This window comes from Qipengyuania triglochinis (genome assembly GCF_054655615.1).
This window is the reverse complement of the sequence record NZ_BAAHND010000002.1, coordinates 510,684-537,633: the sequence shown is the minus strand read 5'-3', so window position 1 is coordinate 537,633 and position 26,950 is coordinate 510,684. Positions and strand designations below refer to the sequence as shown.

21 protein-coding genes are annotated in these 26,950 nt (G+C 59.3%); 10 read left to right on the top strand and 11 right to left on the bottom strand.

The window, feature by feature from the left end; translation table 11 throughout:
- The first annotated feature begins 19 nt into the window (after positions 1-19).
- Complete coding sequence (locus ACYQ0G_RS08660) at positions 20-3,379, top strand: TM0106 family RecB-like putative nuclease (RefSeq protein WP_460101681.1); 3,360 nt, start codon at positions 20-22, stop codon at positions 3,377-3,379.
- 58 nt (positions 3,380-3,437) lie between these two features.
- On the opposite strand, the gene dgt is transcribed toward ACYQ0G_RS08660, so the two are convergent.
- The 11 genes from dgt to ACYQ0G_RS08605 all read right to left on the bottom strand — a co-directional run bounded on the left by dgt (position 3,438) and on the right by ACYQ0G_RS08605 (position 14,870).
- On the bottom strand, positions 3,438-4,826 hold the full coding sequence (gene dgt, locus ACYQ0G_RS08655) for a dGTP triphosphohydrolase (protein WP_460101679.1): 1,389 nt from the start codon (positions 4,824-4,826) through the stop codon (positions 3,438-3,440).
- A gap of 170 nt (positions 4,827-4,996) precedes the next feature.
- Positions 4,997-5,332, bottom strand: coding sequence for a hypothetical protein (locus tag ACYQ0G_RS08650; protein WP_460101678.1), 336 nt, complete (start codon positions 5,330-5,332; stop codon positions 4,997-4,999).
- 38 nt (positions 5,333-5,370) lie between these two features.
- Complete coding sequence (locus ACYQ0G_RS08645; RefSeq protein ID WP_460101676.1) at positions 5,371-6,015, bottom strand: sigma-70 RNA polymerase sigma factor region 4 domain-containing protein; 645 nt, start codon at positions 6,013-6,015, stop codon at positions 5,371-5,373.
- 312 nt (positions 6,016-6,327) lie between these two features.
- Positions 6,328-7,083, bottom strand: a complete 756-nt coding sequence (locus tag ACYQ0G_RS08640) for a 3'-5' exonuclease family protein (protein ID WP_460101675.1) — start codon at positions 7,081-7,083, stop codon at positions 6,328-6,330.
- Between the two features lie 42 nt (positions 7,084-7,125).
- The gene (locus ACYQ0G_RS08635) at positions 7,126-7,710 is read right to left on the bottom strand and encodes a hypothetical protein (RefSeq protein WP_460101673.1); all 585 of its coding nucleotides are present in this window, start codon (positions 7,708-7,710) and stop codon (positions 7,126-7,128) included.
- Positions 7,711-7,800: 90 nt separating this feature from the next.
- On the bottom strand, positions 7,801-8,340 hold the full coding sequence (locus tag ACYQ0G_RS08630; protein WP_460101672.1) for a hypothetical protein: 540 nt from the start codon (positions 8,338-8,340) through the stop codon (positions 7,801-7,803).
- Positions 8,341-8,440: 100 nt separating this feature from the next.
- Positions 8,441-9,343: a 3'-5' exonuclease gene (locus tag ACYQ0G_RS08625; protein WP_460101671.1), complete on the bottom strand. Its 903-nt coding sequence runs from the start codon at positions 9,341-9,343 to the stop codon at positions 8,441-8,443.
- A gap of 126 nt (positions 9,344-9,469) precedes the next feature.
- Entirely contained in the window at positions 9,470-11,158 is a 1,689-nt protein-coding gene (locus ACYQ0G_RS08620; protein WP_460101669.1) for a hypothetical protein, read from the bottom strand.
- A 1,789-nt stretch (positions 11,159-12,947) separates the two neighbouring features.
- Complete coding sequence (locus ACYQ0G_RS08615) at positions 12,948-13,841, bottom strand: hypothetical protein (RefSeq protein ID WP_460101667.1); 894 nt, start codon at positions 13,839-13,841, stop codon at positions 12,948-12,950.
- Positions 13,838-14,575, bottom strand: a complete 738-nt coding sequence (locus tag ACYQ0G_RS08610) for a hypothetical protein (RefSeq protein ID WP_460101666.1) — start codon at positions 14,573-14,575, stop codon at positions 13,838-13,840. Before ACYQ0G_RS08610 ends, ACYQ0G_RS08615 begins: the two co-directional genes overlap by 4 nt.
- 28 nt (positions 14,576-14,603) lie before the next feature.
- Positions 14,604-14,870 carry a hypothetical protein gene (locus ACYQ0G_RS08605; protein ID WP_460101664.1) on the bottom strand — a complete coding sequence of 89 codons (267 nt, stop codon included), beginning with the start codon at positions 14,868-14,870 and terminating at the stop codon, positions 14,604-14,606.
- Positions 14,871-15,055: 185 nt separating this feature from the next.
- On the opposite strand from ACYQ0G_RS08605, the gene ACYQ0G_RS08600 reads away from it, so the two are divergent.
- The 9 genes from ACYQ0G_RS08600 to ACYQ0G_RS08560 all read left to right on the top strand — a co-directional run bounded on the left by ACYQ0G_RS08600 (position 15,056) and on the right by ACYQ0G_RS08560 (position 26,873).
- Complete coding sequence (locus tag ACYQ0G_RS08600; RefSeq protein WP_460101662.1) at positions 15,056-16,522, top strand: class I SAM-dependent DNA methyltransferase; 1,467 nt, start codon at positions 15,056-15,058, stop codon at positions 16,520-16,522.
- On the top strand, positions 16,519-17,727 hold the full coding sequence (locus ACYQ0G_RS08595; RefSeq protein ID WP_460101660.1) for a restriction endonuclease subunit S: 1,209 nt from the start codon (positions 16,519-16,521) through the stop codon (positions 17,725-17,727). Before ACYQ0G_RS08600 ends, ACYQ0G_RS08595 begins: the two co-directional genes overlap by 4 nt.
- A gap of 4 nt (positions 17,728-17,731) precedes the next feature.
- Entirely contained in the window at positions 17,732-20,074 is a 2,343-nt protein-coding gene (hsdR, locus tag ACYQ0G_RS08590) for an EcoAI/FtnUII family type I restriction enzme subunit R (RefSeq protein ID WP_460101658.1), read from the top strand.
- Between the two features lie 312 nt (positions 20,075-20,386).
- Positions 20,387-20,944, top strand: a complete 558-nt coding sequence (locus ACYQ0G_RS08585) for a DUF4402 domain-containing protein (RefSeq protein WP_460101656.1) — start codon at positions 20,387-20,389, stop codon at positions 20,942-20,944.
- A 152-nt stretch (positions 20,945-21,096) separates the two neighbouring features.
- The gene (locus ACYQ0G_RS08580) at positions 21,097-21,510 is read left to right on the top strand and encodes a DUF4402 domain-containing protein (protein ID WP_460101654.1); all 414 of its coding nucleotides are present in this window, start codon (positions 21,097-21,099) and stop codon (positions 21,508-21,510) included.
- 201 nt (positions 21,511-21,711) lie between these two features.
- Complete coding sequence (locus tag ACYQ0G_RS08575) at positions 21,712-22,206, top strand: DUF4402 domain-containing protein (protein ID WP_460101652.1); 495 nt, start codon at positions 21,712-21,714, stop codon at positions 22,204-22,206.
- Between the two features lie 67 nt (positions 22,207-22,273).
- Positions 22,274-22,804 (top strand): DUF4402 domain-containing protein, encoded by a 531-nt coding sequence (locus tag ACYQ0G_RS08570; RefSeq protein ID WP_460101650.1) that lies wholly within the window; start codon positions 22,274-22,276, stop codon positions 22,802-22,804.
- An 83-nt stretch (positions 22,805-22,887) separates the two neighbouring features.
- Positions 22,888-23,865, top strand: coding sequence for a fimbrial biogenesis chaperone (locus tag ACYQ0G_RS08565; RefSeq protein ID WP_460101648.1), 978 nt, complete (start codon positions 22,888-22,890; stop codon positions 23,863-23,865).
- A gap of 206 nt (positions 23,866-24,071) precedes the next feature.
- Positions 24,072-26,873: a carboxypeptidase-like regulatory domain-containing protein gene (locus ACYQ0G_RS08560; protein WP_460101646.1), complete on the top strand. Its 2,802-nt coding sequence runs from the start codon at positions 24,072-24,074 to the stop codon at positions 26,871-26,873.
- Positions 26,874-26,950 lie beyond the last annotated feature (77 nt).

Genomic DNA, 26,950 nt, shown 5'->3' with positions numbered 1-26,950 from the left:
CGTTTGGAAAGGGAATACGATGCAGCTTGATGACGATAGAATCCTGTTCTCGGCGAGCGACCTCGTTAACTTCATTGGCTGCACGCACGCGACCTTCCTCGACCTGCGCCAGCTGACCGAGCCGGTTGCCTTCGACGAGGACGACGCGCACACTATCCTACTCCAGGAAAAGGGTATTGAGCATGAGCGGGCCTACCTCGAGCGACTGCGCTCGGAGGGTCGCTCGATAGCCGAGATCGATGGGGGATCGCTCGTCGAGAAAGCAGCGGCCACGCGCGAGGCGATGGCGCGCGGCGTAGACGTGGTTTACCAAGGGACCTTCCTCGACCTCCCGTGGATGGGCTATTCGGACTTCCTGCTCCGCGTCGAGCGACCCTCCATCTTCGGCGACTTCTCCTACGAGGTAGCGGACACAAAGCTTGCTCGCACCGCGAAGCCCAAGCACGTCCTCCAGATGTGCGTCTACGGCGACGCCCTCGAGGCGGTGCAGGGCGTGGCGCCCGAACGGATGCACGTCGTGCTCGGCGACGGGAGCGTGGCGAGCCTGCGCGCCGACGGTGTGAGGCACTATTTCCGCAACGCGCGCAACCGCTTCGAAGAGTTCGTTGGTTCGCCTCCCGCGAACTCACGCGGCACCCCCTGCAGTCATTGCGCGTTCTGCCGCTGGGCACCGCGATGCGCCGAGGAGTGGGAGCAGGCCGACCACCTCAGCCTCGTCGCTGGTCTGACGAGGGGCCAGTCCGAGGCGCTGGAGGCGGTGGGCATAACGAATTTGGTCGCGCTGGCCGAACTAGCGCCCGACGCTGTGGTCCCAGGCATCCGATCCGAGGTTCTCGTCAGGCTTGTGGGCCAAGCCAGACTCCAGGCGCACCAGCGGCGCACCAGCGAGAGACAGCTCGAACTGCTAGGACCCGGCGCGGGCCGGGGCCTCGCCCGACTTCCGCATCCCGACGAGGGCGACATGTTTTTCGACATGGAGGGCGACCCGCTCTTCGACGGCGGCCTCGAATACCTGTTTGGCATCGTGGTGGTGGACGGGGGCGAGGAGCGATTCCATCCGTTCTGGGCGCACGAGCGGGACGGAGAAAAGCGCGCATTTCAAGAGGCGATGGACTTCGTCGTCGACCGTCTCGAGCGCTTTCCAGACGCGCACGTCTACCACTACGCATCCTACGAGGAGACTGCCCTCAAGCGGCTAGCTATGTTCCATGGGACGCGTGAGGGTGCCGTGGACGATCTTCTACGCCGTAACCGACTGGTGGATCTCTACCGCGTTGTGAGGGAGGCCATGCGCACCTCTGAACCCGGCTACTCAATCAAAAACATCGAAAAGTTCTACCTGGAGGATGCGCGCTCCGGCGAGGTCGTCACGGCCGGAGAGAGCATCGTAATGTATGAACGGTGGCGCACCCTCGGCGAGCAGTGCATCCTCGACGAGATCGAGGAGTACAACCGCGTCGACTGCGTTTCGACCCTGCGCTGCCGGGACTGGCTGGTCGGCATGAGGCCCGAGGGGCTACCTTGGAACACGCATCGCGATGAATTAGAGGCCCGTGGTTCGGCGGAGGACAGGGCCGAGGCGGAGGAGCGCTCGGCCGCGATGGCTACCGCCCTTCTCGAAGGCGACGGCGCCAACCAACCTTGGCACGTGCTCCTCGCCGACTTGCTCGAGTTCCATCGCCGAGAAAGCAAGCCCGCGTGGTGGGCGGTTTTCTCTCGGCAGGACCTGCCCCACGACGAACTACTCGATGATGCCGAATGCCTCGCCGGTCTGGTAGCCGACACGTCGGTTCCGCCCCGCCCGGACAAGCGGTCTCTCGTGCACACTTTCGGGTTCCCCCCACAAGACTTCAAGCTCAAGGTCGGCGATACGCCCAAGCGTGCCGGCTCGTTGGAACCGGCGGGGGAGGTCGTGGCGATCGACGAGGACGCGCGCACGATCGAGCTCAAGCTCGGCCCCAGCCGCAGCCCGATCGAGGACGGGACGGCTCTGATCCCCTCGGGGCCGGTCGGGGACAAGGTTCTTCGCGAGGCCGTCTACCGCTACGCCGAGGCCGTGCGGGACGGCGACGAGCAACGTTATGCCGCGGTCACCTCCATACTCCGCAAAGACCTGCCCGCCCTGGCGGACGTCGCTCACGGCGCTCCGGTCACGTCGGACGGCGCGGAACCGCTAGAGGCGACCATCGATGCGCTGCGCTCACTCGAGGACAGCCACATGCTCATTCAGGGTCCGCCGGGCGCGGGCAAGACCTACACCTCCTCGCACGCGATCGTCGCGTTGCTGCGTGAAGGCAAGCGGGTCGGCGTGGCCTCGCACGGCCACAAGGCCATCAACCAGCTCCTTACCGAGGTCGAGCGCCTAGGGACCGAGACGGGCTTCACCTGTCCCGCGGTAAAAAAGAGCAGCCGCGAAGATCAGATGCTCGGGACGGGCGGCTGGATTGAGGAGACGACGAAGAACGAGGGTGTCGATGCACGTCATCGCCTCGTGGCGGGGACGGCCTGGCTCTTCGCGAGGCCCGAGCACGACCAGGCTTTCGACTACCTATTCGTCGACGAGGCCGGGCAGGTGGGTCTCGCCAACGTCGTCGCGATGGGCGTCGCCGCCAAGAACATCGTCCTCGTTGGTGACCAGATGCAGCTCGCCCAGCCGATCCAGGGAACCCACCCGGGGCGTAGCGGACTGTCCGCCCTCGAACATCTTCTCGAAGACCATGCAACCGTCCCTCCCGAGCGGGGCGTCTTTCTCTCTGATACGAGACGCATGCATCCTGCGCTCTGTGGCTTCGTCTCTCAGGCCGTATATGACCAACGGCTGAGGTCGGCGCAGGGAACCGAGGTTCAGAGCGTCCTGGTCGACCCCGCGCTCGACCCCGAGGCGATCGTGCCAGCGGGCTTGCGGTTCGTGGACGTCGAGAGCGTCGGCTGCACCCAGCGGTCGGAAGCCGAGGCGGAGCGGCTGGCACGCACCTTCGACGCGCTCCTCGGCGGGCGCTGGCGTGGCAAAGACGGTCAGGAACGGGAGATCGGCGTCGAGGACATCCTCGTCGTCAGCCCCTACAACATGCAGGTCGAGCTGCTGAAGCGGGCGCTCCCCGCTGGGGCACGCGTCGGGACGGTCGACAAGTTTCAGGGTCAGGAGGCTGCTGTCGTGCTCGTCTCCATGGCCACCTCGAGCGGTGACGACCTGCCACGCAACATCGAATTCCTCTTCAGCCGCAACCGTCTCAACGTCGCGATCAGCAGGGCGCGCTGCCTTGCAGTGATCTACGCCAATCCGAGGCTGCTCGACACGCCGTGCAGGACAATCGAGCAGATGCGGCTAGTCAATGGCCTGTGCTGGGCGAGGACGTACTCGCATCAACAGGCTTCCTAGCACTTTTCTAGCATTCGATAGCCTGGAGAAGAGGTCCCTGCGCTCCGGGATCGCACCCTTATATTCCGGAAAGCATGCGCGCTATCCGTACGGCATATCTGTCGGTCATTCCGGAAGTATAGTCGGCGAGTGAATGTAAGGCTTGACCAGCATCGGTCACATCGCGGATGTCTAGATCAAGGGCACGGACTAGTTGAACGTTGTGAGGTTTAAGATCCTCATAGCGCCAATCGTTGGCGGCGAGATCTTCGAAGACCGGTATGACGCCAGACATCACATTCTCGATCACTCTGCGGCCAGACACCTCAAGCTCAGTTTTGCGCCGGGCTGTAAACACTTCATCTCGCGAGAGTGTCTCCATTTCTTTGAAGACGGCCCCCATCGGGCTGGCCTCGCATAACGAACCTGAGAATTCTCCTGCCATGATTGCGTCATAGTGAGTTATGAAAGCCTCAAGGCACGCATTGACGGCTGCGCCAATACTTAGAGCGCGCAGCATGGCGATGTGCTCTGCCGGATTCAGGTCGGACGAGTCCTTGTTGGAATTGCCGGATGCCTTCAGTAGAAGCCTCTTCACGGTCTCGTACGAAAGCTCGCCGGTCGTAAACGCATCCTCAAGATCAACAATGTTATAGCAAATATCGTCCGCAGCCTCGACGATAAACACCAGAGGATGGCGTTTCCACCATAAGCCGGCGTCGTGACTTTGGCAGGGAAGCCCAAGTGTTTTGGCAGCGTCGAGGAATAGATCGACCTCTGAGTCGAATAGGCCGAACTTCTTTAGTCCAGCGTAAGGAGCCCTTCCATCCCCTACGATGGCTGCCTGGGCTGCGGCAGAGACCGGGTACTTGGTGAAGGCGCCCAACATTGCCTTAGAAAGTCGCATGCCACCTTCGTTGCGGTACATTTCCAGCCGCGTGATAATACGAAAGCCCTGCGCGTTACCCTCGAAGTGGATGAACTCCGCCCGTTGCGGCTCCGGGACTTCCGCAAATATCCCTTTTGGATTACCAAAACGCTCAGCGAACCAGTCGCCCATGGCCTTTTCACCCGAATGGCCGAACGGGGGGTTACCGATATCGTGTGCCGCGCAAGCAGCCTGAACTACGCTAGCGACGTCGCTCGACACTCCTTGCTCAATCCGACCCGTCTCTTCCAGCCAGGCACCTATCCGCATCGCTAAAGAACGGCCGACGCTGCTAACTTCAACAGAGTGAATAAGACGATGATGCACATGGTCATGTTCGTAGAGCGGTTGGACTTGCGTCTTATTTGCTAGGCGACGAAAAGGCGCTGAAAATACTATTCGATCATGGTCTTGGACGAAGATCGACCGATCGGGCTTCTGTTCGTAGTTTTTATCACAGAGGCGTTCACGGGAAAGCAGGTTCTCCCATTCCATATCTTTGTCCCAGTTTTTGCTGCGGAAAATGGGTTGATAACCCAATTTTTAAATAAGGCCAACTTTCGCATCGCAGCAATTCTTTCGGGACAACTCTCTCGGGAATTGTATGGAATCACTGCTTTAGCAAGTTCGGCTTTCAACGTTCTCGCGCCCAAGACCGGACTTTCCGCATTCGGCCCAACACCAGCCATCATCCGTTTGAGGTTTGTCCGTTATGGTAGGTTTTTGCGGAGAATGCGCTGGTCACCGGTAGGGCACCCCGGATGATCGGCGTGCAGGGTCGTTTCGCGGTCCCAATGGTCGAAAATGATCTCGATCGTCGCATGGGCCCAGCTTCGGCCCATCTCGATTAGAGGACGACGGAAGTCATCGTGGTTAAGCAAATCCAGTCTGCCATTCACAATTGCAGCTGCAGTGCATTCATGCTGCGACATTGACAGGTCGCCCTTGTTGAGACGCTCGGATGCTTGCTCAATTGAATTGAAATCATATTCCGTCAGGCGGACAATGCCATTGTTCATATCGTCGATAATTTGATCGTATTTCATAAAATCACCTTCCTAATTGAGTGATCAAATATTTCTTTTTAAGCAGCTTCCTCCAATTCGTTCAGTTTCGCGCAGGCACGAGCTACTCTCCGTTTGATACTTTTTCGCACTGATGCGAGCCGGGCCTGATCTGTGTTAGCGAATTCGGCCAGCGCTCTTCCGCACAAGCCTTGGTCGATGCCGTCGATCACCTTTTCGATTTCTTGCGAACCCGCGATCACGGAATCGAGAGCTTGGCGCCAAGCATCGGCGCTTTCGGTGAATTCGCAGGCCTCGTCGGGCGCAATTGGCAACACCGGTTGGTCGAACTGGTAGAGGCAAAGCGCCTCACGCCTCTCGCGCTTGGCGATGATCTCACTTGCGATGGACCGCATTGCCCCCATCAAGAAATGCTCTGTTTTAATACCACAGGGACAATTGCGAGAGGTCAGGGCGCGCAGAATCGCTTCCTGCAGAAGGTCCTCGGCGTCGATACCGGCGGCGAAGGCGCGCCACCGCGCCATCCGCATGAGGGTTGAGTTCGAACTGATGTCGATCGCCGCAATAGCTGATCGAACCTGCGGCTTTGTGAAGTACGATACTTGCGCGCTATTCGATGATGTATGCGCGGCCTTGCCAAAATTCGGACAGGCGCTGGTCGATTTTTTGATTTTGGTGCCGTTACCGGCAGATGCTTTTGCCATGGTTTCCTCGCAGGGCGAGCGAGACCACGGGTGTGGATTGCGATGTCGAAGATGCCATTTCGTGACCTCGAACGCCAATGAACGCGCACCGTGTCGGCGCGGGTTCGTGGGGTTGGAGCGACACAAAATTAGGCCACCGGCTTGGGATGCTATCCCAGCACGCTGTGTTCGCGATTGCCCTCAGGATATACCGTCAGGGGTTAAGAAATCGTTGCCGTTGTCGAAAAAAGTCAGTGGCTAGAATTTTCCCCTCAGACGCCGGACTGGCAATGTCCGAATTTCTCCAGTCCGGCGCATATGTAGGGTGAAGGCTCAGGCGGCGTTATCGAAATCTTCGGCGATCTTGCCGTGCAATCCACTGGCGTATGTCCGCAATTCATCAGCAAGCGTATGATCCGGACGACGTCGCAAGAACCCCTCGATCAGCGTTACGATCGCAGGTTCAAGCCGTAGGCCATTCGTGCCTTGGGCACGCAACCATCCGATCTTCGCGATGGCGAGCAGAAGGCAGTCCAGCTCGACGTGATCGCGCAGGTTCTGCCAAGCGGCGGCGCTTGCTGGCCGCGGCACATTCGACTTCGCTGCGACGAGATCGAACGGCACACCCATGCGCAGCAAGAGCTGGCTGAGATGCGTCCAGGTCCGGCCGGATCCCTTCAGCTGAAGCGCAAGGTCGCGGTGGGGACGTGGGCCGCGCCTTCCGGGCTGGTCGATGAGTTGCGGTGGCAGTCGGAGACCGTGGGCCATGCTCGCATGCAACAGAACCGGCACATCAATTGCCACGCCGCCGTAGGTAACGATGGGCTTGTCCTCGTTCGCACGCAGGTAATCGAAGACCTTGCTGACCACGCCCTTTTCATCAACCCAATCTTGCTCGCTCCAACTGCCGATCTCACCAGTGCTAACCCGGCCTTCTTCGTCGATGGTGAACTGGAAGACGGCCGCCGCCATCACCCGCTTTACGGCGACGGCATGCCGCTGCGATCTGGGATCCATCGCCTTGTGCAGTTCATGCAGGTCCCGGTCCCAGTAAAATTCCGCGTCGAGCGCGATATACGTTTTTGCCATTTCGCTTTTCCTTTCTCTAGCTGTTGGCATCTTCACGCTTCGTCAGAAGGAAAGCGGCCGCGCCCGCTCAATTTCTCGCCATGCCTGCCAGGCGGCGGCGAGCGAGTTGCACTGAAGCGGTGAGCACTGGGACCACAGGAATGCAGCCCACAGGCACTGTGCTTCGTCCGGCGCCCTGCGCGATCGTGACAGGACGTTCGAACCGGGACCGGCTCGCTCGATCCGGTAGGCTGCCGCAATCTCTTCCAGCACGCTGTTCGCGCATTCCAGCGGCATGATATCGAGGTCCGGGCGACCCCGCTGAAGCAGTTGCAGGTCAGCCGGCGGCAGGGGGCCGGAACTTGCAAACGCGTGTCGGAAGTAATGCTGGGGCGTGCGGGACGCCCGTGCGATTACGGCCGCCCCTTTCGGAATGCGTTCGGCCAGTCCGGCCAGAATGTCGGCCCTGCTTGCATTCCGGTCGAAGGCGCGGTGGTCGACGGCGAACCTTGCTCCGCCCTTTCGCTCACGGGTCACGGTGAAGATGGCGGTCGAACGGATAGCGGATCGCGGACTGGTTTCGCCGGGTTCGCGGATAATCGCGAGCGAACACAGCACCCGCGGGTGACGCCTGTGGGGATTTGCCATGATGATAATCCTGTTCTGAAAAACGAGACAGGCGGCGCCTCCGATGGGAGACGCCGCCTGCTTGAGTGATGATGGTTGGAGTGAAGCCGGTCAGGCCATGAAGTGGGCGAACGCCTGCGCATCGGTGAACAGGCTGAAATAGCTGGCTTCCCACTGCTCAGGATCGACATCGACCGTGCGCATGGCAGCATGGATGTCAGCCCATGCGCGTTCGACGCCGCGCTCGACCTTCGCAGGCGATGGCACGGCGCACGATCGCAGCAGGCACCGCTTGTCGAGGCGGAAGGCATGGCGACGATCGGTGGTGACCAGAATGATCGGTTTGCTACGGCTCAAGCGGCACGGCTCGACCTGCATGATCTGGGCGCCATCCCTCGTCCGGTAAATCAAGGCGAGGCCGCCGCAGATGCTGGTCTGGTCACTGGCGAACATGGCCAAGAGGGAGTCTTGCCTTGCTTGCATCGTAGCCCGGGCGACCATCTCAAGCGCGGCTTCGGATGGATAGTCCATGGTGCCAATGCTCAGTGCATCGGTGCCAGCGCCGGGGTTGGTGGGCAAACCCAGCGCTTGCGTCAGGGCACAGGTCAGCTGCTGGCGAGGGCATGCCCCGCCGATATCGAGATCGATCATTCGTCATTCCTTGATGTGTGGTTGGCGGCCTGTTGGCCGGAGCCTTTTTCCGTTCAGCCGGAAGGCTCACGTTCCCTACCTTCTTGCAGGTTATTGCCGGTCAGGCCGGGGTCCAGATCGTGTGGAACCGATACCGCTCGCTTGCTGGCAGCGGGATGATCGCCGGCTGCTGCCCGATGGTCCGGACATACCAGTCGAGTTCGGCTTGGTAGGCTTCAGCGCGCACATGCTTAGCCCAGAGGTTATGCAACCGTCCCCACGCCCAGCGATAGCGCTGTTCGCGCAAGTCGTCCTTGTAGCCGTAGGGAGCCCCTTTCGCCTCGAACCGCCAGGCTGGTGCCTCCATTGCCGCCAGAGTCTTGGTCATGACGGTTTCGCCATCTTTGCAGACGTGATCGAGTAATTCGACCAGCGCGAGGACGTCGTCCTTCGCGCGATGGGCCCGCGGCATGTAGTAACCCGCCTGCATCAGGACGTACCCTTGCGGCCCAGGCTCGAACCCCACCTTGCGCCACTGCACGTCAGCCATTGCGCAGCCCCACGGCACTGCGACATGACGGTCGATCATCTTTTCAACGAAGGGCCTGTCGAACCCCGCGTTGTATGCAATTACCCCGTCGCAGGATGCCAGCATCTCTGCGACCTGATCCTCGTCGATGGACCGCCCAGCAAGATCCTGATCGGTCAGTCCGGTCAGATCCGCGATCTCTGCCGTAAGCGGATGGCCGGGATCGATCAGTCCGCTTCTGACTGATTCGACAGCTGCAATCCGTCCGGCATCGTTCACCAGCACGATCGCCATGCACAGTTCGATAATCTGGTGGCGCTCTACTGCCAGGCCGCTGGTTTCAGTATCTATGACCGCAATCCGGCGGACGTCTTCTCCTTCCGGTGCCGTCCGGGGCCAATCGTCCCGGTTGCTAACCGGGCGCAGGATACGCCTCTCGCCCGGACGCGCATCGTGATTGCCGGATGCAGCTGGCTGTTCGTTCAACTTGTTCATGGATTTACCTCGTGTCGCGAGGTCGACAGAGGAGCTTTTCCCCTCTTCCTATCGACCTCGGACAGCGACGCTGGACGGGCTGACTTTTCCCAATGTGGTCACATGCGAGGACGTCACACGGAAAAATTACTTGCCTCTACCGACATGCATTTGGGCTGCTAATTGCTGATTGCGCGCTCGCTCCTTCTCGTCAGCCAATGCTCGTTCCCGTCGCATCGCCAATCCGGCTTCAACAACACGGCTGATGAGAGGGGTCCGCTCCCAGCGCTTCCACAATTCCTTAATTCGAGCATCCGCCAAGTCGGCATTAATTGCTGCGTCGATTTCCAGACGGCTGGCATGGTTCGACTGCACGACAAGCTTGGTCAGTTCTTCTCGCTCGGCCTCTTGCCTTGCATACCACTGGGCGAATTGCTCGGTATATCCGCCCTTCGCAGCAACCGCCTTGAATGCGCTTGAAGCTTTGGTGCTGAGTATTTCGAACTTACCGTCAGACTTGCGCAACAGGTAGAAGGGGTTCGTCGCCATTTGCCTTCGATCTGCGTTGGACAGGCCGGATGATTGCATGGCTTGCGACGAATTATCGGCGGCGGACTGCGGATCTGGCGGTCCAGCTTGCGTCCCCTCGTCGTGCTTCGCCGTCACTGTCGAATCGGCACCGCGTTCGTCGCTGGTCTGCGGCAGGCTGGGCGCGTCTAGAGGAACTCCGAAGCTCGCCGCGAATACGAAGGGACCAGCCGTAGCCGATGCCTCCGTCTCAGCATGAGTGGTGCTCTTTCGTGCGGCTGCTAGCCAGGCTCCCTCCTCTGCCGCCGCGTCAACTGTTTTGGTCTCTTGCGATTTAAGCGCCGCGGCTTTCACTTCTGCTACGCCCTGATCCGGTTCAGAAATTGACCCCAAAACCGGATCTTTCCGGATGCTGCCTTGCGGTATAGGCTCAGCCCTCGATGGGGCTTCAGGCTCTACACCGCCGTTTCCTTCGCTCGCCTCCACCACAGGAGATTGAGCGTCCATCTCCGCACGCTTAAGTTCCATCAGCGCGCGGCGCTCTTCGGCCGTGCGCGCGAGGAATTGGCATGGCAGGTCGGCGGCATCTGCAACGCATTTATCTAGCGTAACTACGAGTGCTACCTCGCCATCGCTGCCACGCGCCCTCGTGATGTCGAATGGGATTGCATTTCGACGCAGCTTATCGATCAGCTCATGAGCGTGGCGATAATCGTGAGGGGCGCGGCGCATATTCAGGGATGCAGAATGTACAGCTACCTTCGGCTTCCTTGATTTCGCAGTTTCGATGGGCGCTGCGTTTTGGATCGACGGGGCAGCCCCGACATTCGTTTCGGTCTTGCGATCGCGTGCGGCGGTAACGGGGCTGGGAACAGGCGCGAGCGCGACCGCCGGCTGCGCCACAGCAGCCTCTACTTCGCTGAGCCAAGAACTGTAATCCGCGAACAACATGCCTACGCACTGGGCATGCTCCCGCGCATCTTCCATCAAGTCATGGGTGCGCTTGAATTCCCTTGCCGACAGCTTCTTCGGATGGTCGTTCTGCCGCTTGTTATCGGCAGCGATCCTCTGGGCGGCATGGACATGGATATAGTTGGGCCGTGACAGTACCCGTTCTTTAAGCATGGCTGCGGCTTGGCTGACGAAGCGAAGGGTCTGGTCCGGTGCATCCTGGGGACGCATCGCCAAGGGGTATTGCCTGCGCAGTTCGCGCACCTGATGATCCCACTGACGCTGCTCGTTGTCGTTTCCATCGAGCGTCGGTTTGCCCTGTTTCTCGAGCCAGTTCTTCGTTGACGATGGCTGCATAGCGTTTTCTTAAATACGGGATCCAGTTCTCGCTCCGCGTGTCCTCGTGCACGTTGCGGACGAAGGGGCGCGTCGTCTTCCGCTTGCCGCTAGGAGTCCGATATTCGAACACGATGTCTGGCTCCCACATCCCCTCCCATTCCGGCTGAGGGTTTGCAGCTGCTTCTTGCCAAATCTCGATCTGCCGCTTCGCCTTTCCGTTCTTGGGGTAAGGTTTCCCTTTCGCAGCGTAATCCGCCGTGCTCTTCTCGTAAGCGTCCAAGAGCGATTGGGGCACGGCAGGGGGAGAAGCGCAGGAGAACTTCCGCATAGGCCGAGCATGATAATCGAAATGGAAATGGCCATTCAGCCGATTGTTGTTTTCGTCCGCTTCATGAAAGACGTTCACGAAGGGCAGGTCACGTTTACGAAATTCCTGACTGAACTCCTCCAGCACACGGCGCTTTGCTGAAGCATCCAATTCCTTGGGTATCTCGCCCACGATACGGCTCTGGATTTCCGGGGCACTCCCCGCATAATATTTGACCTGAGCTGCGCGGGCCCGCCGTTTCTTTCTATTTACGTCTTCGACCGTGGCACGCTCATGCCATCCACAAGCGCGCAGTGTTACGAGGGTTGCCTCAATGTCCTTCGGCTCGACATCGATCCACTTTTTGTCGCCCGCGTCGATTTGCTCCCGCACCTTTGCGGGCAAGGAATTCCGCTGCAACACCTCCTGCCAGAACGGGTCGTCCTGAATCGGTCGAAGCTTGAGCCACGGCGCCTTTTCCTTCCCCGCAGCCCTTATCGCCGTTTCGGTGACGATCTTCCACGCCGGGGCATATTCGCCGATGTCGCCGAGGTTCGAGAAGATCATAGGCCCCTGATCGTCAGTCGGCACCACTTCACGTGCGACGTAATCGGTGCGATCCTGACCTACCTGAGCAACCAGCGCCTCAAGGCCCGGTACTTTGTTCTCGTCCTTCACATAGTGGTCATGTTGAATGACGGAGGCGATCGCTTTCCTGGTCGATCCGCTGACGGTTTCGTGTGCAAAGTGGAAGGTGCGCTTGCCATCCGAAATTTGATAGGTACGCGGACGAGAAACCGGGGGCGCGAAGCGCGGACCTGACGCTTTGCCAGGCTCTTTGCCCCAGATTGTGCGGGCGGGGCCGCGCCGGTCGACGCCTCCGACCCTCCCAGTGATCTCAATGTCTTTCGACATTCCGTCGCTGAAGTAATTCTTCTGTGCGAGGATGCGCGCATCAGTCTTAATACGGCTGCCGAGTTCGACGCGCCCGAATGTGCCCCGCAACTGATAAAGATCGCTCTCCGTCAGGTTCGGCCCGTGCATTAGGCGATTGCAGTCCATCTCCAATGTCTGAAGATGCCCGAGGGCCCGCGCGGCAAGATCTCGCTTTTCCGAAATTTCCATAATCGGAAGTATGGTTTGATGTCGGTGCCAGAACCATCCGCTAAATGGCCGTTTTTAGTTGCGTATGCGGAAATGTTTCTTCTACACTTGCAGATACGCAAATGAGATCAGTTCGCAACTAGCTCATTTTTACTGAACTTGATTTACGCAAGCATACAGGTCTTGGGCGCCAGCCGGACCTTTATGCCCTATTACGCCTAAAAAATTATGGCAGTCAGCCCTTGCCAACCCTCGAACTGCAGTGAGGCGGTTGGTTTGCTCGAAATCCCGAAAACTATGTAAGAGCATCAGGGCTCCAGACAGCGGTGTTTCGCCCGATTTATAGCAAGCAGGACACCCTCCGGACACGGTGACCGGTGGGTGTGCGAACGAACGCTAAGGACGGTCGATTGGCAAAAGGTCTGTTCGTGTCGCGACGAATTTCTGCCTTTGCGCGAGCCATTCCCGAGCCGTATCATTGTCGACGCCGCCGCGACCCTTGAGGCCTGCCTTGGCCAGAGCATTGCGTGCGGCGACCTCGGTCATTTGGGCGAGGTAAGCGAGCTCTCGCACCGAAAGGGGGAGCCAGGTCTCAAATTCGAACTTCCAGCGCGCGAACGCGGTGCCGATGGTCACGCGCAACGGACTGTCCGCGTTTCCCATGGGAGATAGGGTGCTGATCGTACCGGGGGAAGCACCGTCCATGAGAGAGCCCAGATCGTCCCAGGATTCAGGGCGGAATGCCTCCGGCTTGCCGGTCTGGAAGGCCCAGTCGTAGCTGGCATCGATAAGGGCCGTTGCCCGAAATCGAGATAGGTCCACCTCCGTCGGATCGGCATCATCATAGGGCTCGCCAGCATCGTCGGAGGACGGGAAGCCTAGGAAGACTTCGGCGGCCTCGTAGCTGCCCCAATGGGCGATCATGGCTGCTTCGGCCACCAAGGCCTTCCGAAGGTCGAGCATCACTTCATCGCGCGTGAACGGCGCCAGGGGGCTCTGGGGCGGAATGTCGCCCTCGGCTACGTCTTCGACATCGGTGAGGGTCAGCTTGCCGGCGCTGATCAGCGAGGGCGGGGTGCCGTCACCGGCGGACATTCGGATTGAAAAACCCTTGCGGACCAGCTGCACTGCTTCAGCGTAATCGGCCGTCAGAACGGCGTTCTTGCGGTAGTGCAATTCGCTGCCGAACGATGGATCTCCGAGGACGAAATTGCCGTGCCTATCTCGGTAAGGGTGTTCGGTCTTGCCGGTTGTGGGGTTCACGCGACTTATCACAGTCTGCTTGCTCATGCCCGCACTCCCATCGATTTCGAATAGAAGAGCTTGAGGGCCTCTCGGCTAGCCCGAATTTTCTGTGCATTTGTTTTCGGCGAAAGATCCGCTTCTGCCTTGTCACCGAGGAAGAATGCGATCCTTTCGTTGTTCGCGCCGCTTGGATGAGGAAGCGCGGGAGCGATTTGATCTTCGCGAAGCACCCCTAGCGATACGAGGTGGCGCAGAGCCGCCATGGGCTTGTCGCCCAGAGGCTGCCACACGGCATCTCGCAATTGTTGAGCTTCTTCAGCGAGTTCGTTCTCGACCAGCTGCCGAAGCGCAGGAGAATTCAGCATCGCGATCTGGCCGTTAAAGTTCGCGCCGTCATAAAACACAGGATAACGCAGGGCCGAGGTGAAATGGACCTTGCCTTGGGTCGCGGGGTTGAAAGCCTCAGAAATCGAGCGCAGGCCTACGAGCTCATTGGCGCCTACCGCATCCATGAGCTTGACGAGGTTTGCCCGCATTGCGCCCCCGAAGCTGGCCGCGAACTTTGCCGATCGACTAGCCTGGCTGGGAGCTTCGCCGCGTGCGATCGCTGATCGGTAAGCAGCGTTGGCGAGATCGCGCTGCTGCGCGCCAGGCGTGATTCCGACGATCACGAGTTTGGCGCCGTTTTCGATATGATCGAACGCCGAGCGTTCGACACGGATTGGTCCCTCTTCTGCGTAGATAGGGGAGAGCGTTTCGTTGTTGAATTGAGTAGCCACGGTGGCGGATCTCCGATTTGTTGATTGGTTAGCGCTTCAGGCGCTTGGTGCGGTGTGCGAGAGTGATGACGCGGCCGTTTTCAACAATGGCGTAAGCATTGAGCAGCGGTTCGACGAACCGCAACGCCCTGCTCCCCCCAAAGTCACGAGCGATGCGCTTGCGAGCTTGCTTGTCCATGAAGAGCACGTCGGCTCCATCATGGCGGCAGCTAGCGCCGTATCGCTCGAAGAGTTCGACGGCCAAGGGCGGAATACTCCGCTGCTGGCTGCGTTGGGTTGCGTGCCGCGTCATCATGTTACTGCTCCATTGCGTTAGCGTTGCTATAATCCTGTAATAGCGATCCGGGGCGGCTTTGCAATAGGGTTGCGTAAAAAATATCATCTGCGAGTATTTTTTATGGGGACCCGGGTGTTGCAAGGCCTGTCGCTTGCCCGATTCAGGCAATGCGAATAGGCAGTTGCGCTACACAAGGGGCATCAATGTTCGAGAACGCTTTCAACAATATCGACCGGGCCATGCGCAATGACGAGGGCCTGTCGTCGGAACTGGATTACGCCGAGCAGACCAGCTGGCTGCTGTTTCTCAAGTATCTCGACGATCTGGAGCAGGAGCGGCAGGATCAGGCCGAGCTGGAAGGTCGCGACTACACGCCGATCCTCGACGAAGCCTATCGCTGGCAGACCTGGGCCGCGCCGAAAGACAAGGACGGTGAACTCGACCACAATGCCGCAAAGACCGGGCAGGACCTGATCGACTTCGTCAACGGCAAGCTATTCCCTTACCTGAAGACCTTCAACGCCAGCGATGCCGATGTGGATACGCTGGAATACAAGGTGGGCGAGATCTTCTCCGAACTCGCGAACCGGTTCCGCTCCGGCTATTCGCTGCGCGAGGTGATCGACATCGTCGATACGCTCGATTTCGGCAGCACCGACGCCAAGCACGAGCTGTCCGACCTTTACGAAACCCGTATCAAGCGGATGGGCAATGCCGGGCGCAACGGCGGCGAGTATTATACGCCGCGCCCATTGATCCGCGCGATGATCAAGGTGGTCGATCCGAAGATCGGCGAGACGATCTACGATGGCGCTTGCGGGTCAGCAGGGTTCCTATGCGAAGCTTGGGACTACTTGCGTCGCCCAGACCTGTCCGGCGAGGAGTGGGAGACGCTTCAGCGGCGCACCTTCTACGGTCAGGAGAAGAAGTCGCTCGCCTATGTGCTAGGCGTGATGAACATGATCCTGCACGGGATTGAGGCGCCGACGATCCGCCACTCCAACACGCTCACTGAGAACGTGATGGATATTCAGCAAGCCGACCGTCATGACATCGTGCTGGCCAACCCGCCCTTCGGCGGGGGCGAGCGGCGCGAGGTGCAGCAGAACTTCCCGATCAAGTCCGGCGAGACGGCGTACCTGTTTCTGCAGCATTTCATGCGCAAGCTGAAGGCGGAGGGCCGTTTCTCGCACGGACGCGGTGCGGTGGTGATCAAGAACACCTTCCTCAGCAACACCGACAATGCCAGCGTGGAGCTGCGCAAGGAACTGTTGGCGACCTGTAGTCTGCATACCGTGCTCGATTGCCCCGGTGGCACGTTTCAGGGCGCCGGGGTGAAGACGGTGGTGCTGTTCTTCGACAAGGGCATGCCGACGCGGCAGGTTTGGTATTATCAGCTCAATCCGGGCCGTTCGCTGGGCAAGACCAATCCGTTGAATGATGACGATCTGGCAGAGTTTGTCGCGCTCCAGCCGGAAAAGGCGGAAAGCGAAAAAAGCTGGTCGGTGGCGGTCGAGGCGCTGGATCAGGAGACATTCGATCTGTCGGTGCGCAATCCCAACGCACCGGAGGAAGCGCCCTTGCGCGAACCGGCGGAGATTATCGAAGCGATGCTGGCGCGCGGTGCCGAGACCGCGCAGATACTCGAAGACATTCGGGGGATGCTGTGAGCAGCTTTTCTGAGCAGGTGCCTATCGCTGAATCAGGAATATGGGACACCGTTCCGCTATCCAGCGTATGTCGTCTAATAAACGGCAGGGCATACAAGAAGAGCGAGTTGCTCGATGATGGCCCTTACCGCGTATTGCGTGTCGGAAACTTCTTCACTAACAAAAACTGGTATTATTCCGACTTGGAATTGGACGCAGATAAATACTGCGATAACGGCGATCTATTATATGCGTGGTCGGCTTCTTTTGGCCCACGAATATGGGATGGCGAGAAAGTCATCTATCACTACCACATTTGGAAGGTCGAACCCGATACCAGGCAGATTGAACGCGATTACCTCTTCTATTTTTTCGAGTGGGATAAGGAACTTATCCGCGAAGAGCAGGGTGCTGGTGCCACTATGATCCACGTTTCCAAAGGGTCCATGGAAGCGCGCTCAATTCCACTCCCCCCGCTGGAGGAGCAGAAGCGGATTGTTGCGGTGCTGGATCAGGCCTTCGCCGCCCTCGACCGCGCCTGCGCCAACGCCGAAGCCAATCTGGCGGATGCGGAGGAGTTGTTTGGAGGTGCGGTCGATGCGGTTATTCATCGTCTTGCGAACGGCCGGGAGGAATCGCTTCGCCTCGGTTCGATCGTTACAAGGTTAACGAACGGATATGTCGGACCGACGCGGGACATCTACATTGACGACGGTGTGCCATATCTACTCGCAAGGCACGTCAGGGACAACCATCTTCGATTCGATGGCAAGACCTATGTTTCGGATGACTTCAACGAAAAAAATAAGAAATCGAAACTGAAAGTCGATGATGTCCTATTGGTGCAGAGTGGACACATCGGGCATTCTGCGGTTGTTCCTTCAGATCATGACGGACATAACTGTCACGCCATGATTGTTCTCACCACAATCAAAGAAACTTTGTCTGGTGAGTACCTGTCAGCCGTATTCAATACGCCTGGAATGCAGAAGCGCTTTCAAGATATTCGGACGGGCTCAACGGTTCCTCATTTGACCTGCAAGATGGTGAAAGAGCTGATGATCTCCGTGCCACCGCTTCCAGTTCAAGGCGAAGTTCTATCGGAAATCAGGAGGCTAAAGCTTCAGTCCGCTAAACTTAAGAAGGAATATGAGTCGGAAATTTCCGACCTCGATGACCTCCGCCAATCTATCCTCCAAAAAGCCTTTGCCGGGAAGTTGGCCTGAACCGATGCTCGATAAGGAAACCGAGGCCGACACCCGCGCCAATCGCATCGATCCCGTTTTGCGCGAGGCGGGCTGGGGCGTGGTCGAAGGCTCCGGGATCAATCGCGAGCTGACCATTGCGCCGGGTCGCATTTTGGCAGGAGGCGAGCGCGCCAACGCGCTTTCGGCAGATTATGTGCTAACCCACAAGGGCCGCCAGCTTGCCGTGATCGAAGCCAAGCGCGCGGGGTTGGGGCACACCGACGGGGTTGGTCAGGCCAAGGAATATGCCCGTCGCCTCGAAACCCGTTTCGCTTACTCGACCAACGGGCTCGGCTGGTATGGCATAGACATGAACACCGGGAAGGAAGGCAATCACGACCTTCCTTTCCCCAAGCCGGACGAGCTGTGGCAGCGTTGCTTCCCGCAGGGCAACGACTGGCGCGACCGTTTCGGTGCGGTGCCGTTCGAGACCGGCGGCGGCAAGTGGCAGCCGCGCTATTATCAGCACAACGCCATCACCGCCGTGCTCGAAGCGATTGCTAAGGGCGACAAGCGCATTCTGCTGACGCTCGCCACCGGCACCGGCAAGACCAGCATTGCCTTCCAGATCGCGTGGAAGCTGTTCCAGTCCAGCTGGAACCTCAGCCGCGAGCCGGTGCGCCGCCCGCGCATTCTGTTCCTCGCCGATCGCAACATCCTCGCCGACCAGGCATATAATGCCTTCAGCGCCTTCCCGCCGGATGCGCTCGTCCGCATCGATCCAGAGGAAGTGCGCAAGCGCGGCGGCGTCCCCACCAACGCCAACATCTTCTTCACGATCTTCCAGACTTTCATGACCGGCGGGAAGGATGGCGAGACCGAATTTACCTTCGAGGGCTACGCGCCCGACTTTTTCGACTTCATCGTGATCGACGAATGCCACCGGGGCGGGGCGCGGGACGAAAGCACTTGGCGCGCGATCCTCGAATATTTCGCGCCCGCTGTGCAGCTAGGCTTGACCGCCACGCCCAAGCGAGACACCAACGCCGATACCTACAAGTATTTCGGCGAGCCGGTGTACACCTACGCGCTGAAGGAAGGCATTGGCGACGGCTTCCTGACGCCGTTCAAGGTGCGTCAGATGGCGAGCACCATGGACACCTACACCTTCAGCGACGAGGACGAGGTGATCGCGGGTGAGATCGACCCGGACAAGGAATACAAGGAAGCCGATTTCAACACCAAGCTCATTATCGACGAGCGCGAGATGAGCCGTGTTCAGGAATTCATGGACCAGATCGACCAGCGCCAGAAGACGCTGGTCTTCTGCGCCACGCAGGATCACGCTGCCAGAGTCCGTAACTTCATCAACCAGATCAAGGACAATCCGGACCCGCATTATTGCGAGCGGGTCACGGCGGACGATGGTAAGCTGGGCGAACAGCACCTGCGCGAATTTCAGGACAACGAAAAGACGCTGCCGACTATCCTGACAACGTCGCAGAAGCTGTCGACTGGCGTGGACGCGCGCAACGTGCGCAACATCGTCCTGCTGCGGCCGATCAACTCGATGATCGAGTTCAAGCAGATCATCGGTCGCGGGACCCGCACTTTCGACGGGAAGGACTTCTTTACGATTTACGATTTCGTGAAGGCATACGAGCACTTCAACGATCCCGAATGGGATGGCGAACCGGAAGACCCTGCAGATCCCCGACCTCCTCGTCCCGGACCCGGCGGTCCCGATGGGCCGGACGATCCGCAAGACCCAGAAGACCCGAAGGAGCCGGCAGAGAAGGTCATCGTGAAGCTAGCCGACGGCAAGGAGCGCAAGATCCGCTACGTCGGCGCGACTACCTATATGTTCAACGGTCGCCCGATCACGGCGCAGGAGTTCATGGACCACCTGTTCGGTGATCTGGGCACGCTGGTCACGAGCGAAGACGATTTGCGCGAGATCTGGAGTGATCCCGATCGCCGCAACGCTTTCCTGCAGCGCCTGACTGAAATGGGCTACGACCGCGAGCGCCTCGCGGACATGCGCCGCCTGATCGATGCGCCGAACTCGGATATCTTCGACGTGCTTGGCTATATCCGTTTCACCTTGGCCCCCCTAGCCCGAGCCGAACGTGTCGAAACGGCGAAGGCGACAGGCATGGATGGCTACGAGGAAGAAATGCGCGAGTTTCTCGATTACGTCCTAGGCTCCTACGCCAAAGACGGTATCCGCGAACTCGACACCCAACGCCTCAGCCACTTTATCCGCAGCCGCTATGGCAGCATGAACGATGCGAAACGGAAGCTCGGATCGACTGGCGAGATCCGTTCCGCCTTCCTCGATATTCAGCGGCATCTGTTTTCGCAGGGCCAATCGGCTGCCCCCTGAGCTCCGGCGAAACTCCGGCGAAAATTACCGCTATTCTTGATTTGTTCGTCGATTGTTCCGCATATTCCGGTCGCGTAAACAAGGGTTTTCCGCCATTTCCGGCACTAGGCGCTACCCTCCGAAGGCAGAGGCCACAGGTTCGAATCCTGTCGGGTGCACCAGCATTTCCCTAAGTATCCGTAAGATCCTGTTCCCAATAGGGAATTCCCGGGTCCCTCACTGTGCCGCCGTGCCAGATCCGCCCATCTGGGATTCGCGAACGATCCGTGGCATAGTGCAGAAACGGGTTGGAAATCTGACAGGGGCGGGGCCGTGCGATCTTTTGTTCACATCACGACATACGCGCTGGCCCTCACCGCCATCCTCGCCCTGCCACCAACCTCCCACGCCCAACCCCGCTCCGGTGATTTGCGGGTGCAGACCGATGGCGAGCTGAAGTTCGGAACCTTCATGGTCTTCGGAAGCGGCGCAAGGCGTGTCAGCCCCTCCGGAGCGATCCTCGATCAGTCGATCGTGGCCCTCGAAGGAACCAAGGCACAGCCAGGCCGCTTTACAGTGGAGTATGAAAGAAAAGGCGCAAACACGAGAGCTCTTACAGTGACGGTCGAACTCGTCATCTCTGCGCCTGACCGAATCCGCCAGGATGGTGTGGATGCCCGCCTGAGCCAATTCGAAACTGACTTGCCGGGATATTCCCGAATTTCCAACGGTCAGCTGGTTCGGGTCGAGCTTCCTAACTGTCGTTCAAAGACCTGTGCTCGCAGTTTCAATATCGGTGCCCGTCTCGACGTGACGCGCAATTATGGGGGCGCGAATATCGCTATCCCGATCGATCTTGACGGGCGGGTGGTGTCAGTGGACTGGTCTTGAAGGCGAAATGGACGCTTTCTGACTTAAGCCCCCACCTCTGGGCTTTTGCTTTCCTTGCAATATTTTGGTCGGGGCAAGCCGCAGCCCAGACCGCGGGATCCACTCGTGGTGTCGCGAACGCCGAAGTTGTCGCACCGATTCGCGCCGTTCCGTTGGCCGATCTGTCCTTCGGTGGCATTTCGGTGGATCAAGGTGGGGCAGGAGAAGTCCGGGTGGATTCCAGCGGATCGACGGTCGAATATCTTCAGGCCGCAAGGCCGCAATGCGGGGGTGTGCAGGAGTGCGCCCCTCATCCCGCGAGATTCGCAGTATTCGGCGCAGCCGACCAGACTTACGCGGTTTCTCTGCCCTCGCAGATCGTGGCTTATGGTCGTCGCACGGGCCGCGGTCTTGACGTGTCCGGACTGGAAATGCGCAGCATCAACGCCCCTTCACAGTCATCCGGTGGCCGCCTTGATGGTGCTGGTCAAGACACCTTCTTCGTGGGCGGCATCCTATCGGTTCCGGCAGGCACTCAGTCAGATGCCTTCACTGCCGAACTGCCTGTCACTGTTTTTTACAATTAATTGCTTAAAAGGTAACCTTAATAACAGGTTTAAACCGCAGAATCCCGATGCCCATCGAGGTTAATTTCATCTTTAGCAACTCTAAGGAAGTTCTTAAGTTTACTCCGGTTAACATTGGTCCCGACGGGAATGGTCAAGTCAGATTCCTGTTTTCGGTAATTTCGGCAAAAGCCGGGATCAAAAATTTGAAGGGGACCAACCTTGAAAAAATTCGCAATTCTCGCTGCTTCTGCAGCGGTCGTTTCCGCACCGGCAATGGCTGCTCCTGGAGATTCGGCAACCGCACAAGGCGCGGCGACCGCTGAAGTTGTCGCACCCATCACCCTCACCCACAAGACTGGCGCTGCGCTCGATTTCGGCACCTTCACGACTGGCACCAATGGCGGTACCGTGACCGTCGATCTTACCGGCACCGGTGTGGCTGACAACGATGTCACCCTGATCGGCGGATCGGCCGAAGCAGCCGACCTTTTCGACGTGACCGGCGATGCCAATCGCAGCTTCGCAATCAGCACCACGGCCGGCTCCGTTACAAACGGTACCGACACGATGGCCTTCACGACCTCTGCACCCGCCTCGGGCACACTTGCATCGGGTACTGCTACGTTCGCAGTCGGCGGCGTTCTGACCGTTGCAGGCGGCGAATCGGCCGGTGAATACAACGGCACTTACGACGTGACCGTCTCCTACAATTGATCTGATGTCGGGCGCGGGGCTCTTCGTAGCTCCCCGCGCCTGACTTCATGTTTCAGGAGGGCAGGGCATGCCGACACTTTCGACATTGTTGCGCCTGGCGGTCTTACCCGCTCTGGCCTGGTCATCGGCCACGTTCGCCGAACCAGGCAACAGCGCGCAGGGCAGTGGTGCTGCGGCCGCCGAAGTTGCTGACCCGATCAGCATCCAGCGGCAGGCAGACTTGCGCTTCGGACGTTTTGCATCGCCTTCGACGCCCAGTACGATCCAGATCACCCCGGGTGGGGCGTTCACTCCGGCCGGCGATGTCGCGTCCTCAACTCAGATGGCGCAGCCTGCCAATGGGCGCGGGCCTGCCCAGTTCCGTGTACAGCAGGCCGGCAACCGCGGCGGCACAGTGAGGATTCCAAGAGACATCACGCTCCGCAGCGGCGGTAACACCATGGATGTTACGAACGTAGAGGGCCGGCTGACGGTGACCTCCGGTTGGGGCCGTTTTAGCGTCTACCGGCTCGACCTCGGAGGGACGTTGCAGATAAAGGGTAATCAGGCGCCTGGTTCCTATATCGGGGAATTCGACATTACCGTAGTTTACAATTAGCCGGAAGCACCCGGGCTTACCGAATATTAACCGCTGCAACGTATCGAAACCCTCGAGAACGAGGGATATCGGGCGGCAAATTCATGAACAAAGTTTACCACGTTGCGGCGTGTGCAATCGCTGGAATGCTTGGTTGCATCCCACTTGCATTGCCAGGACCCGCCCATGCCCAAGGATTGGCACTCGAAGCTGCGCAGAGCGAGGCTGCCGAAGAAACCGCGCTCCCACAAGTTGACCCTGGAGAGGTTCCGGACGGATCAGTTGGCGGAATGGGGGATATCAACCTCTATCCCCGGCGGATTGTTATGGACCAGCGACAGCGCATCTCTTCTGTCGGCATCTACAACAAGACGCCGTTCGATGGCGACTACGAGATATCGATCAGCGACATGCTGATGACTGAAACAGGAAGAGTAATCCCCGTCGACAACCTCCCCGCCGGTATCGATGCCAGCAACCTCAAAGCCGCAAGCGAGATGCTGCGCTGGTCTCCCCGCAGGGTCATGCTTCCGGGTAGCGAGGCGCAGACAGTACGCATCATGGCCCGACCGCCCGCCGATTTGCCGGACGGCGAATACCGGGCGCATTTCATGGTGGTCTCAGTTCCGCGGGATCTCGACGAGGGCTTTTCGATCGAAGACGCCGTGGGGGACAGCGCAGGCGCCGAAGAAAGCGTGGGCGTCACCATCCGTCCCCGCTTCGGCATTTCCATTCCCGTGATCATTCGCGTGGGCGACACCACGCTGGATGTAGCCCTAAAGCACGTGTCCTTTGTCGAAGACGAGGGTGGTCCCGCTATCGCTTTGACCATTGCGCGGAGTGGGACGCGCTCCGCATATGGCGATGTTGTCGTGACTGCAGAAGGCATCGACGAACCTGTTGCGATCGCAAAGGGTATCGGGGTGTATCCGGAAATCGACTCCCGTTCGGTGCAAGTCGCACTCGATCCGGAGTTTGACCGAAGCCTTTTGACGCCGGGAACGGTCCTGACGGCCACCTTCGTGGATGATGATGTGGCCCCCGGGCGGACTTTGGCCCGACAGGAATTCAACGTCCCGTGAGGATGCTCCATGCGCTCGGTGTGTTACCCTGGCTTGCCGGGGTGCCATCGTTCGCACAACTGCCAACAGATACCCTTCCTGGCCTCAATTCAACCACTTCCCCAGCCCCGAAGTTCGGCACTGTTCTGGACGCCGCCAGCAGAAAACCAGCGGAGGCCCAAGATCCTCCTCCACTGGCAGACGCTCGTACAGCTACTTCGGGCCCGATGCCCCCAAAAGGGAGCGGGCCAAACTCACTTCCTCGCTCGTCCCTTGCTTCCCCTTCCGGATCGTCAAAAGGCCCCCTGCAGGACCGTACGCCTCATTCGCCCGATCCTCCGGCTCAAGCGACGGCCGAATTTCAACAGCAGCAGCAGTCATTCGACCTGACCCCCGGCCACCAGACCTTTCCGCTCTACCAGAAAGATATTCCGCTATTCACTGTCGATGACGAGCTGATCCTGCAGCTGAGGATCAGGGGCTTCGATTCCGCCGATACGCTTATAGCCTACGGATCGCGGGAGGCGTTGTATCTTCCCTTTGGCGAACTCACGCGGATCCTGGATCTCGCCATTCGAATCAGCGATGACGGCCACTACGCGAGCGGGTGGTTCCTCGATGAAGAGCGGAAACTCACGATCGACCTTCGCCAGCGCGAGCTCCGCACAACCAAGGGAAGCCGTGCACTCGATCATGCAGACGCCATGGCATTCGAGGGCGAATTGTATCTCCGCAGCGAGATCTTCGCAGAGATACTGCCAATCGAGGTGGAACCGAACCTTCGCAGCCAGGCCATCCTGTTGACGACTCTCGAACCCTTTCCCTTCGAGGAGCGGTTGCGGCGAGAAATGGAGCGCGCCAAGCTGGGAAAGCGCCGCACCCCGAACGAAGCAGAACGCTGGACGCGGCAGGAAACCCCGTGGCTGCCGATTTCGGTACCTATGGGCGATATCGAACTGCGACCGATCTCGGACTCCGCGAAGGGCGCTCGGCTCGAGGGCGACCTGCGATTATCGGGCGACATCGCCTACCTGACTGGCCAGTCATACTTTTCGGCATCAACTCAGGACGGACTGGTGTCTTCGCTCATCCAGATCGGCCGGCGCGATGTCGATGGCGACCTTCTGGGACCTCTCGCTGCGACCGAATTCCAGCTGGGAGATGTCGCCACCACCTCCATGCCGGTTGGGCTGCGAGGGCGCGCGGGCAGAGGCGGGTTCGTCACCAACCGCCCGTTCGAAAGCGCCTCGGTCTTCGAACAGATCGACCTGCGCGGCATTCTGCCGAGCGGGTATGAAGTGGAACTCTATCGCAATGATATACTCATCGGTTCCGTCGCCCATGCCCCTAACGGTCAATATGAATTTCTGGAAATCCCGGTCGATTACGGCCTGAATGTATTCCGCTTCGTTTTCTACGGGCCGCAGGGCCAGCGCCGCGAAGAGGTCAGGCGAGTCAGCGTCGGCGACGGGCGCCTTTCGAGCGGCAAGCTGGAATACGATTTCGGCGCGATCCAGCGCGGCGAGAACCTGCTCGGAGTGCATGGCCCCGATTTCCGTCCTACCGAAGGCTATGGCAGATGGCAGGCGGCAGGCCGCGTGTCGTACGGCTTGAGTGAAGAGTTTACGGCGCTCGCAAGCCTCGCCTTCTTCGACGAGGATGATGACGGCGGTTTTATCGGGACTGCCGGGCTGCGCAGCGGCGTGGGTGGGCTTGCACTTCGTGCGGATGCTGCGATGTCGGACGGCGGTAGCTATGCCGTCGGCCTGGGTACGGGCGGCAAGCTTTTGGGAGGGGCCTTTGCCCTGTCCCATTTCGAATATGGCGGTGGTTTCATCGACGAGCTGCGCAGCAACAATCGCGATCCGTTGAGCCGGGCTACCGAACTGGACCTCAACACGAACGTCAAGCTCGGCAGCGCGACGGAAACCGTCATCCCGGTTGCTGCACGGCTCCGGAACATCGAATATTTCGATGGGCGGTCGGATATGCGTGCTCTCCTTCGCGGATCGGCCCGATTTTCCGGGTTGGTCGTGTCCAACAATCTCGAATATCTGCGTGCCAGCAACAGGGACGGCGATGGCTTTTCGCAGCTCGGGGGAAGTTTCGATCTGACGACCTTACGCCGCTCGCGCACCCAAGCTCGGGCTTCTGTGGGCTACCGGCTGATGCCCGGTGCCGAGCTTACCAATGTGGCTGCCGAGATCGACCGTCAGATTGATGACCGGACGGTCGTGAATGGGAGGGCATCCTATTCCTTTAACGGCGGGGGCCTTGGTTTGGGAGCATCCGCAATTCGCGAATTCGACCGGTTCTCGGTGGCATTCGACGGCAATTACGGCTTCGGACTGAAAAACTATTCGGCGGCGATCAGGCTCGGTTTCAGTTTCGGTCGCGACCCGCTGACTCGCGAATTCTTCCTCGCCCGTCCGGGACAGGCTTCTTCGGGTGGCGTAAGCCTCCGGGCGTTTCAGGATATGGATGGGGACAGCGTTTTCAGCGATGGGGACATCGCGCTCGAGAACGTCGGATTTACGGTCAGCAATAATGTCGGGGCAACGAGGGCGGATGGTACGACTCGCCTCACGCATCTGGGCCATGGCAATCGCGCGACGGTGCAGGTCGATCCAACGACGCTACCCGATATTCTCATGGTCCCGGTAGAGCGCGGTATAGAATTCGTGCCTCGCGCCGGCCGCTTTCATGTCATGGATTTTCCGATCGTGGCGCAAAGCGAGATCGAAGGTACGGTGTCTTTCAGGGGCAACAGCCGGGATAGGGGTGTTTCCGGGCTTCGTCTCGTACTCGTCGATGGAACGGGCAAGGTCGGGGGTAATGCCCGGTCCGAGAGAGGCGGTTACTTCTTTTTCGAACAGATTAAGCCTGGATCCTACGAGCTTGTAGTCGATCCTGGACAGGCTGAGCGGCTTGGCATTTGCATGGCCGATCCGGCACCCGTTACGGTTGGCCCGGAAGGTTCGATCCAGTCACGGGAAATCGAAGTGATCGAGTGCGCCCAGCAGATGTAACTACATGCGGAGCGATCAGACCTGATGCAACAGGACAACGCAACTGACATGGCGTGCTATTGCGAATGATTAGCATT

What these genes read in the sequence shown, in the direction of transcription:
- ACYQ0G_RS08660 (WP_460101681.1), top strand. Translation starts at nt 20, where the DNA reads ATGCAGCTTGATGACGATAGAATCCTGTTCTCGGCGAGCGACCTCGTT.
- ACYQ0G_RS08640 (WP_460101675.1), bottom strand. Translation starts at nt 7,083, where the DNA reads ATGGCAAAAACGTATATCGCGCTCGACGCGGAATTTTACTGGGACCGG.
- ACYQ0G_RS08650 (WP_460101678.1), bottom strand. Translation starts at nt 5,332, where the DNA reads ATGAAATACGATCAAATTATCGACGATATGAACAATGGCATTGTCCGC.
- ACYQ0G_RS08570 (WP_460101650.1), top strand. Translation starts at nt 22,274, where the DNA reads ATGCCGACACTTTCGACATTGTTGCGCCTGGCGGTCTTACCCGCTCTG.
- ACYQ0G_RS08560 (WP_460101646.1), top strand. Translation starts at nt 24,072, where the DNA reads ATGCCCCCAAAAGGGAGCGGGCCAAACTCACTTCCTCGCTCGTCCCTT.
- ACYQ0G_RS08620 (WP_460101669.1), bottom strand. Translation starts at nt 11,158, where the DNA reads ATGCAGCCATCGTCAACGAAGAACTGGCTCGAGAAACAGGGCAAACCG.
- ACYQ0G_RS08635 (WP_460101673.1), bottom strand. Translation starts at nt 7,710, where the DNA reads ATGGCAAATCCCCACAGGCGTCACCCGCGGGTGCTGTGTTCGCTCGCG.
- ACYQ0G_RS08565 (WP_460101648.1), top strand. Translation starts at nt 22,888, where the DNA reads ATGAACAAAGTTTACCACGTTGCGGCGTGTGCAATCGCTGGAATGCTT.
- ACYQ0G_RS08605 (WP_460101664.1), bottom strand. Translation starts at nt 14,870, where the DNA reads ATGATGACGCGGCACGCAACCCAACGCAGCCAGCAGCGGAGTATTCCG.
- ACYQ0G_RS08645 (WP_460101676.1), bottom strand. Translation starts at nt 6,015, where the DNA reads ATGGCAAAAGCATCTGCCGGTAACGGCACCAAAATCAAAAAATCGACC.
- hsdR (WP_460101658.1), top strand. Translation starts at nt 17,732, where the DNA reads ATGCTCGATAAGGAAACCGAGGCCGACACCCGCGCCAATCGCATCGAT.
- ACYQ0G_RS08600 (WP_460101662.1), top strand. Translation starts at nt 15,056, where the DNA reads ATGTTCGAGAACGCTTTCAACAATATCGACCGGGCCATGCGCAATGAC.
- ACYQ0G_RS08630 (WP_460101672.1), bottom strand. Translation starts at nt 8,340, where the DNA reads ATGATCGATCTCGATATCGGCGGGGCATGCCCTCGCCAGCAGCTGACC.
- ACYQ0G_RS08615 (WP_460101667.1), bottom strand. Translation starts at nt 13,841, where the DNA reads ATGAGCAAGCAGACTGTGATAAGTCGCGTGAACCCCACAACCGGCAAG.
- ACYQ0G_RS08625 (WP_460101671.1), bottom strand. Translation starts at nt 9,343, where the DNA reads ATGAACAAGTTGAACGAACAGCCAGCTGCATCCGGCAATCACGATGCG.